This window comes from Kitasatospora sp. NPDC057198, assembly GCF_042670125.1.
GTDB lineage: Bacteria > Actinomycetota > Actinomycetes > Streptomycetales > Streptomycetaceae > Kitasatospora.
In genome coordinates, this window is record NZ_JBHUWH010000235.1 from 1 (window position 1) to 11,789 (window position 11,789).

Annotated in this window: 11 protein-coding genes and 1 pseudogene; 4 read left to right on the forward strand and 8 right to left on the reverse strand. The window is 74.3% G+C overall.

Going from position 1 to position 11,789, the window contains the following annotated elements; translation table 11 throughout:
• Window positions 1-53: 53 nt before the first annotated feature.
• From ACFUEL_RS24165 to ACFUEL_RS24185, 5 genes are all read right to left on the reverse strand, one after another.
• Window positions 54-1,076, reverse strand: a complete 1,023-nt coding sequence (locus ACFUEL_RS24165; protein ID WP_380238839.1) for a hypothetical protein — start codon at window positions 1,074-1,076, stop codon at window positions 54-56.
• A gap of 307 nt (window positions 1,077-1,383) precedes the next feature.
• On the reverse strand, window positions 1,384-1,968 hold the full coding sequence (locus ACFUEL_RS24170; protein ID WP_380238840.1) for a hypothetical protein: 585 nt from the start codon (window positions 1,966-1,968) through the stop codon (window positions 1,384-1,386).
• Window positions 1,969-2,177: 209 nt separating this feature from the next.
• Window positions 2,178-3,188: a substrate-binding domain-containing protein gene (locus ACFUEL_RS24175; RefSeq protein WP_380238841.1), complete on the reverse strand. Its 1,011-nt coding sequence runs from the start codon at window positions 3,186-3,188 to the stop codon at window positions 2,178-2,180.
• Between the two features lie 487 nt (window positions 3,189-3,675).
• Window positions 3,676-4,089: a hypothetical protein gene (locus ACFUEL_RS24180; protein ID WP_380238842.1), complete on the reverse strand. Its 414-nt coding sequence runs from the start codon at window positions 4,087-4,089 to the stop codon at window positions 3,676-3,678.
• The gene (locus tag ACFUEL_RS24185; RefSeq protein ID WP_380238843.1) at window positions 4,086-4,577 is read right to left on the reverse strand and encodes a hypothetical protein; all 492 of its coding nucleotides are present in this window, start codon (window positions 4,575-4,577) and stop codon (window positions 4,086-4,088) included. Before ACFUEL_RS24185 ends, ACFUEL_RS24180 begins: the two co-directional genes overlap by 4 nt.
• A gap of 398 nt (window positions 4,578-4,975) precedes the next feature.
• On the opposite strand from ACFUEL_RS24185, the gene ACFUEL_RS24190 reads away from it, so the two are divergent.
• Complete coding sequence (locus tag ACFUEL_RS24190) at window positions 4,976-5,776, forward strand: SDR family NAD(P)-dependent oxidoreductase (RefSeq protein ID WP_380238844.1); 801 nt, start codon at window positions 4,976-4,978, stop codon at window positions 5,774-5,776.
• Here the strand turns inward: ACFUEL_RS24190 and ACFUEL_RS24195 are convergent.
• Window positions 5,688-5,951, reverse strand: a pseudogene (locus tag ACFUEL_RS24195) (hypothetical protein); the annotation flags it as partial. The gene ACFUEL_RS24190 and the pseudogene ACFUEL_RS24195 sit on opposite strands and share 89 nt — an antisense overlap.
• A 78-nt stretch (window positions 5,952-6,029) precedes the next feature.
• The gene (locus tag ACFUEL_RS24200) at window positions 6,030-6,713 is read right to left on the reverse strand and encodes a hypothetical protein (RefSeq protein WP_380238845.1); all 684 of its coding nucleotides are present in this window, start codon (window positions 6,711-6,713) and stop codon (window positions 6,030-6,032) included.
• A gap of 223 nt (window positions 6,714-6,936) precedes the next feature.
• Here ACFUEL_RS24200 and ACFUEL_RS24205 point away from each other — a divergent pair, with 223 nt between their 5' ends.
• From ACFUEL_RS24205 to ACFUEL_RS24215, 3 genes are all read left to right on the forward strand, one after another.
• Window positions 6,937-7,968, forward strand: coding sequence for a LacI family DNA-binding transcriptional regulator (locus ACFUEL_RS24205; RefSeq protein WP_380238846.1), 1,032 nt, complete (start codon window positions 6,937-6,939; stop codon window positions 7,966-7,968).
• A gap of 216 nt (window positions 7,969-8,184) precedes the next feature.
• Window positions 8,185-8,775 (forward strand): polysaccharide deacetylase family protein, encoded by a 591-nt coding sequence (locus ACFUEL_RS24210; protein WP_380238847.1) that lies wholly within the window; start codon window positions 8,185-8,187, stop codon window positions 8,773-8,775.
• Between the two features lie 623 nt (window positions 8,776-9,398).
• Complete coding sequence (locus tag ACFUEL_RS24215; protein ID WP_380238848.1) at window positions 9,399-10,181, forward strand: LPXTG cell wall anchor domain-containing protein; 783 nt, start codon at window positions 9,399-9,401, stop codon at window positions 10,179-10,181.
• Between the two features lie 151 nt (window positions 10,182-10,332).
• Here the strand turns inward: ACFUEL_RS24215 and ACFUEL_RS24220 are convergent, their stop codons facing one another.
• Entirely contained in the window at window positions 10,333-11,682 is a 1,350-nt protein-coding gene (locus tag ACFUEL_RS24220; RefSeq protein ID WP_380238849.1) for an ROK family protein, read from the reverse strand.
• Window positions 11,683-11,789: the final 107 nt, after the last annotated feature.

The following is an 11,789-nucleotide window of genomic DNA, read 5'->3' on the forward strand; positions in this document are numbered from 1 at the left end:
ACCGGATCCGGTCGGGCGGCGCGGTGGAGATGCCCGCCGCATCTGATGCTGCGTCAGATGTGGCTGGTGGAACCGCAGAGGGCGGGCGGCACCGTCATGTACCCGTAGTCGACCACGGCAGCCCGGCCCGCGCTGGAGCACAGGTATCCCAACGGGCCGAAAAACGCCCGCAGTTGCGGCCCGCGAACGGGGTCGCTCCACGCGCTCCCCTCGACCACGTTGTAGATCAGCTCGCCGTGGACGGTGTTCGCGAACAGGGGGTTCAGGGTGCCGGAGGCGGTCAGCGGGGCGACGCCGTTGACGCTGCGCGGGGTCAGCACCCCCCTGTCGTCGGTGGCGGTGGTGTGCCCGTCGGCCTGGCCCACCCAGTGGCCCACCGAGTACGGGAAGATCACGTCCGGATCGTTCAGCACCGGGTCGGTGCCCTGGTTCTCCTCCGGGCCGGTGACCACGCAGGCCCCCAGGACCGGGCTGCCGATCGCCTTCAGGAAGCGCTCCCGGGTGCTGGAGCCCAGCTGCGGCAGATAGGGCTTGATGGTGCCCGCGGTGCCGCCGAACGCCGCCCAGTCGGTCTTGCCCGCAAAGCAGGAGTAGATGTCGAACAGGTTCTGGGTGGTCAGGTCGGCCGGAGCGTGGCCGCCCGCCTTCGCCGACCAGGTCACCGCGTCCTTGCCGTACGCCACGTACAGCAGGCCCAACGGCTCCCCGCTCCGCGGGCCCCGGGCCGCGGGCACGAAGTCCACCGCGGCGGGGTCGTACAGCTGGGCCAGCAGACCGGCGTAGGTGCCTCTCGGCCGGTACGCCTCGGCGGCACCGCTCTTCGGGGTGATCTTGAGGGAGCCCGCCGCGTCCCAGCTGTACAGGTGCGGGGCGGTGCCCGACACGGTGGCGTTGTAGTCGGCCGAGAGCCGGTTCATCAGCGCGGCGGTGGTGTCGGCCCCCACTCCCACGATGTCCTGCGCGGCCGGCAGCACCCCCGGTGCCGGGTCCGCCGACGCCGGAACGGCCGTGACGGCCACGAGTACGGCGGCCCCCAGCCCGGCCCCGAGCCCCTTCGCGGCAACGGTGCGACGCATGGTCCTCCCCCTCCACGGAACGGGCCGCCCACCGGCCCGGCAGCACCGATCCTCGGCCCCGCCCACCGCTCCGCGGAACCGCCGCCCCCGCCCGGCACACCACCGCGATCCACCGGACGCCCAGCTCGGAGCGCCCGGAGAGCACGTGGTTCGCCTACCACCGTTCTTCCGGCGGGGCCGCCCCGGACACCCCCCGAACACCCCCAGGACACCCCCGCGTACGCCCGACCGCCCGCCCGACCGTTGACCGGTCGGTCGGGCGGGCGGCGCGCAGGTGGTGCGAGCGGGGGCAGAGCCTGTCGGAGGATCAGGAGGCGGGCGTGTACGACACCGTGAAGGAGCCGACGCTCTGGCCGGCCGTGAAGAAGCCGGTGTGCAGCCTGTTGTCGAGGTACTGGGCGCCCTCGGCGTCCAGCACCAGCGAATCGGCCGACAGGTTCTGCGTGCTGCCGCTGACGGTGATCGCGTTGCCGCCCGCCGGGTCGAACAGCGCGATCGGGGTGCTGGAGCCGTCCGGAACGGCCGTCACCGTCCAGTTGTCGAAGGAGAAGGCCAGTTGGTGGAAGGAGACCGCACTGCCGGTCCGCGCGTCGACGAACAGCAGGCCGCCACCGAGGTTCACCCCGCCGAAGAAGGTGCTCAGGCTGCCGCTGCCGTCGGTCACCGGGAAGCTCGCCGACAGACCGGTCGCGGCGTCGTACCCGGCGGTCGCGGTGGGCAGCGGCACGGCCACGATGCCCGCCTGGGCGGCCTGCTGGAAGAAGGCGTTGCTCTCGTGGATCACCGCGCTGCCGCCCACCGGGGCGGCGGAGGCGGAGGTGGCGGACGCGGCGGTGGCGGCGAGGGCGAGACCGGCGACGGCGGCGGCGATCCGGACGGTGGGACGGGACATCCTGGCTCCTTCGGACTGGGTGCGCGGTGGTCGTGCGTACGTGCGTGGCGCGTGCGGGTGCGTACGTGCGTGGCGCGTGCGGGTGCGTACGTGCGTGGCGCGTGCGGGGGCGGTGGGTGCTGTGCACGGGCCGCCGCCCGTCCCGGCCGGTGCGCGGGACGGACGGCGGCGTGCTGCGTGCGGTGCCGGACGGACCCGGGGCGGGACCGTCAGATGTGGATGGTGGAACCGCAGGCCGCCGGGGCCAGGTAGCCGTAGCTGACCGTGCTGGCCTTGCCGGCGGTGGAGCAGAGGTAGCCGGTGGAGCCGAAGATGGCGCGCAGCGCGACGCCCTTGGCGCCGGTGGACGTCCAGTCGGCTTCACGGACCACGTTGTAGAGCACCCGGCCGTAGACCGGGTTCGCGAACGTCGGGTTCAGGGTGCCGGCGGTGGTCAGCGGGGCGACGCCGTTGATGCTGCGCAGGGTCAGGTTGCCCTTGTCGTCGACGGCGTCCTTGTGGCCGTTGGCCTGGCCCACCCAGTGGCCGACCGAGTACGGGAAGATCACGTCGGGGTCGTTCAGCAGCGTGTCGGTGCCCTCGTTCTCCTGCGGGCCGGTGACCACGCAGGCGCCCAGGGTCGGGTTGCCGATCGCCTTCAGGAAGAAGGAGCGGGTGCCGGAGTTGATCTGCGGCAGGTAGGGCTTGATGGTGCCGGCGGCACCGCCGAAGTTCGACCAGTTGGTCTTGTTGACGGTGCAGGAGTAGATGTCGTACAGGTCCTGGGTGGTCAGGTTGGCCGGGGCGTGGCCGCCGGACTGCGCCGACCAGGTCACCGCGTCCTTGCCGAACGCGACGAACAGGTTGGAGGGCAGGTCGCCGGTCTGCGGGCCCCGGGAGGAACGGGCGTAGTCGAACGGGCTGCCGGCGGCGTTCAGCGCGGCGATGCCGGCGCCGGAACCGTTCGGGCGGGTGATCGAGGCCGCGCCGCTCTTCGGGGTGATCGTGGCCGAGCCGGTCGCGTCCCAGCTGTACAGCTTCGGGGTGCCCGACACGGTGGCGTTGTAGTCGACCGAGAACTGGTTGAGCAGAGCCTGCGTGGTGTCCGAGCCCGAACCGACGATGTCCGTGGCGGCCGGGACGGTGCCGGTGGCCGGGTCCGCCATCGCGGGGACGGCGACGGCGGTGAGGGCGGCGGTCATCGCGACGGCGGCGAACGCCTTGGCGGCGGTGTGACGCATGGTCCTGTTCCTCCGTAGGGGAAAGTCCTAGCTGGACCGGAACCTGGCGGGGCCCGGTACCGGAAAGCTCCGCGGCTTTCCGGCGGTGCGATCCTCGCCGGGGCCGCCGGTTCCCCGGAAGCACCGGCCACCGCTCCCGACTTCCCGGCCGCCGACCGGCGCTGCGACGAAGTCACCAGGTGGCGGCGGCATTTGACGGTCGATCGACCATCCCTCCGGGCCCGGAGGCGTTCTTCTCCAGGTGTGCCCACGGGGTCACCCCGGACACCTCCGCTTCACTCCTGCTGCACCGTCCCCACCCGACCCACACCGTCCGCACACCTGCCGCCCCGCCACGCCCGCTCGGCCCTCGCACGCTCCGGACGCCCGAAACGCTCGAAGCACCCGAAGCGCTCGGAACGTTCGAAGCGCCCGGACACCCTGCCGCGAGGGCCGGGGCGTTCCGGGCGCTTCGAACGTTCCGCCCACGGTGCTCCACCCGGTGGGCTCACCAGGCGGCCGGCGGCGGCATCCCGCCGGCCAGCCGCCGCAGCCGCTGGAGGTGGTCGGCGCCCTGCAGGAAGGCGGCCACGCTCTGCCGGCACTGGTCGCGGCGCAGGTAGCCGCGAGCGCTGCGCGCTATCGCCTCGCCGCCGCCCGCACCGGCCCGGGTGGTGCGGGCCGGGAGGTGCGCCGTCCAGATCCACAGGCGGTCCTCGCGCTGGCTCAGCACGAACCGCAGGACCGCCCGCTCGGCCAGCAACTCACCTATTCCGGAGGCCAGTTCACGGTCGCTGCGGTAGGCGCGGACGGCCGAGGCGAGCCGCCTGCCGTTCGCCGCCACCAGCGACCAGCCGACCCGCCCGTCCGCCGCGCGCACCGGCACCAGCCGGGGGCCGCGGCCGGCGTCCGACGCGTTCACGACCCGTCCCCGGTTCCATCCCCGGTTCCATCCCCGACCCCGGGCTCGGCCCCGGCCTCGACCTCGCCGGCACCCCCCGGTCTTCGGAGCCCACCGGCCCCGGGCGGCGCGGTCGCCGACCCCGGGGCGGGCCGCACGCCGGCGGCCGGCGCTCCGGCCGCCTCGGACATCCGGGCCACCAGTGCCACGAAGCGCCGGAACGCGTTCTGGCAGGTCGCGTAACGTTCGTACGCCCGGCTCGACTTGACCAGTGGATTGCCCCGCGGCCCGGGGACCACCCAGGTCCAGCCCAGGCCGTCGCGGACATGGGTGATCCGCGCCACCAGCGCCGGCCCCAGGGCGACCAGCTCGGCGAACGCCCGTTCGGCGTCGCCGGACGACTCGTGGACGGAGGAGGACACCGCCACCACCCGCCCGTTCATCGCCTTGAGCTGCCACTGGAACCGCCCGTTCGGCGCCCGCTCCGTGAACAGGCCCTCCCCGCGCACCGCCGCTACCCCCGGATTGTCCGCCGGTGCGCGCCCGTTCCCCGGCCGCGCCACCGAACACCCTGCCGACCCGCGCGGACCGCGAACCGGACGCACATCGTCACGCGGCGAACGCTATGTGTGCACGGAGGAAGCGCGAAAGCGGAATCCCTCTCGCGGTGCCGCTGTTCGCCGCGAAGTTCTCCCTTGTTAATGCGGGCGGCTTTCCGGGGGCGGATCCGCCGTCGATCCCGCGCGCCCGGGAGTTCGCCCGGAAGTTCACCCGGACATTGCCCGCGCTTTGCCCGCGGCCCGCCCCGACCGGCGGTATGCATCATGCACATTATGTGCACCATACACAGACTATGTACTATGCACATGAGAACGGAGCAGGTCGGACCCACGGAAGGACACACCCCATGGAACGCCTCAAGGACAAGGTCGCGGTGATCACCGGAGCCGGCAGCGGCATCGGCCGGGCCGCCGCCGAGCTGATGGCCGCCCAAGGCGCCCTGGTGGTCGCCGCCGACTACGACGGCGCGGCCGCCGAGGAGACCGCCCGCCTGGTCGAGGCCGCCGGCCGGCACGCCCTGCCGCTCACCGTCGACGTCACCGACGAGCACTCCCTGGAGGAGCTGTTCGCCGCCGCCGTCCGCGAGTTCGGCACCCTCGACGTCCTGTGCAACCACGTCGGCGGCACCGACCCGCGCCGCGACCTCGACCTGCTCCGGATGGACTTCGAGGAGTTCGACCGCGCCGTCTCCCGCAACGTCCGCTCCACCCTGATCGGCTCCCGCCTCGCCCTCCCCCACCTGATCCGGGCCGGCGGCGGCTCCATCATCAACACCGCCTCGGTCGCCGCCCTGGTCGGCGACGTCACCCAGACCGCGTACGGCGCGGTCAAGGCCGCGGTGGTCAGCATCACCAAGTCCACCGCCGTCCAGTACGGCCCGCAGGGCGTCCGCTGCAACGCGATCGCCCCCGGCGCCGTCCTCACCCCCGCCCTGCGCGACAACCTGCCGCAGTCCGTGATCGACTCCCTGCTGGCCGGCAACGCCCTCCCCTACCTCGGCGCACCCGAGGACATCGCCCACACCATGGTCTTCCTCGCCTCCGACGAATCCCGCTACCTCACCGGCCAACTCCTCGTCGTGGACGGCGGAATGACCATGCAGTCCTCCGCCGCCCCCGGCCGCCGCGCCATGCTCCCGCCCGCCTGAGCCCCACGCCCGTCGGGATCTCGCCGGTGCGGCGGCGGAAGAAGCGGGTGAAGACGGTGGTGGCCGGGAAGCCGGGACGGTCGCCGATGGTGGCGGTGGTGGTGGCGGCGGTGGTGGCGCCGGTGTGCAGGAGGAGGTGCTCGGCCTCGAGGACGAGGCGTTCGTCGATGAAGGTCTTGGCGCCGTGGCTAGTGGCGGCGAGGGTCGCGCGGGTGAGGGTGCGGGGGCCGTAGCTCGCCGGGTGGGGCCGGGGTCAGTGGTACTGGTCCAGCCCGGCCGGGGTGACGGCCCAGCCGGCGGGGAACTCGTCGGTGGCGCGGGCCGCGAGCAGGACCCCGCCGGTGTCGAGGTGGAAGGTGACGACGGGGGCCGTGCGGTCCGCGCCCAGGTAGGCGAGCGTCTTGGGCCGCTCGGGCGCGGGGTCGCCGTAGACCACCGAGGGCGTACCGAACTCGGCCAGCACCTCGGGCAGTTCGTGGTCCTGGTCGGCCCAGTCCACGGCCCGGTCGACCAGCCGGGCGTGCTCGTCCGGGGCCAGGACACGGTCCGGGACCAGCCGGCCCCGGCGGTGGGCGTCCTCGCCGTACTGCGAGGCGATCACCGTGAGGTCGGCGTCCGGGAAGCTGCCGCGCAGCATCATCGCCCCGTCCAGCCGGCCGTTGGTGTCGGGGAGCCAGACGGTGCCCGGGGCGTCGGCGGGGCCGGGGAGGGGGTCGGCGGCGTCCAGCCGGTCGATCAGGGCGGCCAGGACGGCGAGCGCGGCCGGTCCGGTCTCCGCGAGCCGATCGGGCCTGCGCACGGCCGCGTTGGACTCGTCCCGCAGTCCGGCGGACGGCTCCCCCCGGCTCGGACCGGTCGCTGCGGCGGCTTCGGGAACGGCCACGGCGGCGGCCACGGGCGCGAGGACGGCAGCGGGGGCGGTCTCGGAGAGGACCACGGGGAGAGCCTGCACCACGACCACCGGGCCCGACCGGCGTACCGCCCGGAGCCGTGCTCCGCCGCCCCGCAGGCGCGTTCGACCGACCGATCGGACAGGCTGCCGCCCCTCATGTTTCGTGATTCGTGCGAATGTTGTGAAGGTGCGTGGCGCCCCGCCCGTACGGATCGAGGCCGTCGACCGGGCCAACCCGTGATGCCTCCGGGGCGCTACTATCCGAGCCATGAGCGCTGCAGAACTCGAACCCGACCCCGCACCGACCCTGTCGGAGATCGCCCGGGCGGCCGGCGTCTCGGCGCCGACAGTTTCGAAGGTGCTGAACGGCCGGGCCGACGTCGCGCCCGCGACCCGCGCGAAGGTCGAGGAGATCCTGCGCCGCACCGGCTACCAGCGCCGCCGCACCGCCGCACCGCCGTCCCGGCTGCTCGACCTGGTCTTCCACCAGCTCGACAACGCCTGGGCGATGGAGGTGATCCGGGGCGTGGAGAACGTCGCCCGGGACGAGGGGCTGAGCGTGGTCCTCTCCGAGTCCGCCGGGCGGCTCACCCCGGGCCAGACCTGGGTGGACGGGGTGCTGGCCCGTCGGCCGGCCGGCGTGGTGCTGGTGCTGTCCGAGCTGGACGCCGCCCAGCGCGACCAACTCGCCAGCCGGGACATCCCGTTCGTGGTGCTCGACCCGGCCGGGGACCCGGCGGAGGGGGTGCCGGCCGTCGGCGCCGCCAACTGGCAGGGCGGCCTGGCCGCCACCCGGCACCTGCTCGACCTCGGCCACCGCCGGATCGGGATGATCTCCGGCCCGTCCGGCATGATGTGCAGCCGCGCCCGGGTCGACGGCTACCGCACCGCCCTGGGCACGGCCCGGCTGCCGGTCGACCCGGAGCTGATCATCGAGGGCAACTTCTACCACGAGATCGGACAGGCCGCCGCCCACACCCTGCTGACCCGGCCCGACCGGCCCACCGCCATCTTCGCGGGCAACGACCTGCAGGCCCTCGGCGTGTACGAGGCCGCCCGCGAACTGGGGTTGCGGGTGCCGGAGGACCTCTCGGTGGTCGGCTTCGACGACCTGCCGCTGGCCCGCTGGGTCGGGCCGCCGCTCACCACCGTCCGCCAGCCGCTGGTCGAGATGGCAGAGACCGCGGCCCGGCTCGCCATCGAGCTGGGCCGGGGCGAGCAGCCCACCGCGACCCGGGTCGACCTCGCCACCAGCCTGGTCGTCCGGTCCAGCACCGCCCCGCCGCCGGCCGACAGCTGACCGGCGGCCGACCGGCGACCGATCAACAGCCGACCGGCGGCCGGCCGGCGGCCTACAACTGCATGACGCACGCCAACTCTCCTGCGCGGTCCGGACGTTCCGGGCCGCGCAGAGTGGTTGACGGCCCCGCCGGGCTCCCCTACCGTCGTCCGAGTCACACCGTAACATTCGACAAGTATTCGAAACTTTCGGATGCATCGATCGGAGGAGAGCCGCATGGCCGAGCCCGCCGCCCACCCGTCACCGGCGCCGCCCGGCACCCTCGCCCTGACCTTCGACGACGGCCCGCACCCCGACTCCACGCCCGAGTTGATCGAGGCCCTGACCGCCACCGGGCACCGCGCCACCTTCTTCCTGTGCGGCGCGCAGGCCGAACGCCACCCGGAGCTGGTCCGCGCCCTGGACCGGGCCGGGATGGCGATCGCCAACCACACCTGGTCGCACCCGTCGCTGCCCGGCCTGCCACTGCCCGCCGTCCGGGACGAGATCCGCTCCACCAACCGCGTCCTGGCCGAACTCACCGGCCGCCCGCCCGTACTGTTCCGCCCGCCGTACGGCGCCACCTCCCCGGAGGTCCGGCGGGCCGCCGCCGACGCGGGCCTGGCCGAGACGCTCTGGAACGTCGACCCCCGGGACTGGGACGGCGCCGAACCCGCCGAGATCGTCGCCGTCGTCGCCGCGGCCCGCCCCGGGGACACCGTCCTGCTGCACGACCACGGCAACCGCAACACCGTCACCGCGCTGCCCGCCGTCCTCGCCGCGCTCACCACCCGCGGCCTGCGCTCCACCGCCCTGCCGCAGCACTGACCACCGACCGCCAGCGGCCGGGCCCTCAAGCACCCAGGCATCCAGGCCCTCAAGCACCCGGGCCCTCGAGCCCCGGCCGCGTGCCGCAACTCCCCCTCCCTCAGACCCCGGTGGCCGGACGCACCCGCCCAGCACCACGCGTCCGGCCACCGGTGGAACCACGGCCCCAGCGGCGTCCGCACCCGGCCTTCGCGGCGAGCAGCAGCACGTACGCCCTCGAGCTGAACCGGGCCGAGGACCCGCCGCTCAGCGCCACCGACGCCACCGACGCCAAGGACCGCGGTGACCGCAACGGCATCCCGAAGACCCGGGACGGCCGGCACGTCGTCCCCTCCGGCAACGACGCGGACTCCGTCGAGCCCACCGTCACCTTCCAGCCCGGCGGCCGGCGGGTCATCACCGGCTTCCCCGGCAACCCGGCCGGCAAGCACGCCCACGTCGGGTCGGCGACGCCGAGAAGGCCAAGTTCAACCCGTCGCGCACCTGCCCGGCGCGCTCGACGGGGACCACGCCGCTCTGCGTCCAGGGGCTTGACCCCAACCTTGCCGGCTGGAGAGATTTGGGCAGCCCCGGACCCCGTGGCTGAAATTCACCCCCAGCACCAAAGAGTGGACAGGTAGCACATGCACCGATCCATCGCCCTCCGCGCGGCCGCCGTGGTGGTCGCCGCCGGGCTGATATCCGCGCCGACCGTGGGTTCGGCGTTCGCCACCAGCGGTGGCACCTACACCTCGACGCTGCGGCAGCACGTTCCGACCACTGCCTCCGGCTACGGCGAGCACGAGGACACCTGCACCGGCGTCCCGGCCTCCAAGGACGGCTGGCACTTCGTCCTCCCGGGCAACGACGCCGACTTCGTCAAGCTCACCGTGACCTTCGAGCCGGGCGGCACCCAGGTCATCACCAGCTTCCCCGGCAACCCGGCCGGCAAGCACGCCTACGTGGCGTCGGCCCCGGGCGCCGAGCTCACCTCGGCGGTGGCCGAGGTGGAGGGCGGCAGCGAGAACCTGTTCAACCTGTCGCACACCTGCCCGGCGAGCTCGACGGAGACCTCCCCGTCGCCGAAGCCCTCGGAGTCTCCGCTGGAGAGCCCCAAGCCCTCGGAGAGCGCCTCGGGGAGCGCGAGCCCGTCCGCATCGCCGTCGGAGAGCCCTTCCGAGAGCGCGAGCCCGTCCGCGTCGCCGTCGGGGAGTCCCTCCGGCAGCGCGAGCCCGTCCGCGTCGCCGTCGGAGAGCCCTTCCGGCGCGGCGGTCTCGCCGAGCGCCTCGGCCTCGGAGAGCCCGGCGGGCGACAGCCTGGCGTTCACCGGTGCCAGCGTGGTCGGCACCACCGTGGCCGGTCTGGCGCTGGTCGGCGCGGGTGGCGTGCTGGTCGCGCGTCGCCGCCGCCGGGGTGCGCACCGCTGAAGCCGGGCGGTCCGCCGACTCCCTTGAAAGACGGGGAAGTTGACACCTCCCGGTGAACGTTGACGGCGGGGTCCCGTTCGGGACCCCGCCGTTGTGCGTCCGCACGGGCCGTACGGGCCGCGCGGGCCGTACGGGCCGCCGGTCGGCCGGGTCAGCCGGCCTCGGTCTGCCAGAGCCCGGCCGGGTCGGTGTGCAGGCCGCGGACGGTGACCAGGGCGGCACCCAGGACGGGGCCGCGGCGGCCCAACGGCGAGGCGCGCAGGGCCTCTTCGGGCCAGGGACGAACCCGGATCAGCTCGGTCAGCTCGGCCCGCATCGCGGGCAGCAGCCACTGTGCGAGGTCGGCGTAGGCCCCGCCGAGGACGAGCGTGGCGGGGTCGATCAGGTTGACCGTACTGGCCAGCGCGGTGCCGAGCGCGGTGCCCGCGTGCCGCAGGGCGCGCCGGACGGCGGCGTCCCCCGCCTCCGCGCGGCGGGCCAACTCGGCGATGGGGTCGGCCTCCTGAGTGAACGTCAGGTCATCCGGCCGGTCCAGGTCGTCGGTGATCCCGGCGGAGCGGAGCACGGCGGCCAGGCCCGCGTACGGTTCGAGGCAGCCGCGGGCGCCGCAGGAGCAGGCGCGTCCGTCGGGGCGGACGGTGAGGTGGCCGAGTTCGCCCGCGAAGCCCTGGACGCCGCGGAACAGGCGCCCGTCCAGGACGAGCGCACCGCCGATGCCCTCACCGGCCGAGATGTGCACGAAGGTGCCGCTGCCGGTGCCCTGCCAGAGTTCGGCCAGTGCGCCGAGGTTGGCCTCGTTCTCGACGGCGGGCACGGCGCTGGACGCGGTACCGGGAACAGTGCTGGACGCGGTACCGGGAACGGCGCCGGAGTCCTCGGCGCGGTCACCGGCGCCGGAGGCGTTGCCGGGCCACAGTTCGGTGACGTCGACCTGGTGCCAGCCCAGGTTGGGGGCGTGCTCGATCCGGCTGCCGGGGCTGTCCAGCGGGACGCTGCCGGGGACGGCGAGCACCCGCCCGACCACGCGCAGGCCGAGCGCGACGGCCTCGCGCTCGGCGAGTGCGGCGAGCTCGGCGAGCTCGGCGAAGGTCTGCTCGGCGGGGCGGCCGGCGTTGGCGGCGGGGCAGTGCAGTTCGACCCGGACTTCGCCGCGCAGGTCGATGACGCACGCGCTGAGGTGCTCCACGCCGATCTCCAGGCCCAGCCCGGCCGGGCCGTCGCCGTTGAGGACGAGGGCGCGGCCGGGGCGGCCGACCCGGCCGCTGCGTTCGAGTTCGCCCTCCAGCAGCAGTCCGCCGCCGATGAGTTCGTCGACCAGGCTGGAGACGGCGGTGCGGGTCAGGCCGGTGCGGCCGGCCACGTCGGCGCGGGAGAGCGGGTGGGCGGCGGCGACGGTGCGCATCACCAGGGCGAGGTTCTGCCGCCGCATGTCCTGCTGCGAGGCGGGGCCGCGCCTGGTCGCGAGGTCGCCGTCGGGCGGCTGCTGCCCGTCCTCTGTCACGTCTGCCCCGTCCCTCCGTGCCGTCGTCCGGCTCGTCGGTGCGGTTTCTGTCCGCACCGTCCGCCCGGACGCCTGTCCGTGTGCCTGTCGCTGTGCCTGTTCCGCGC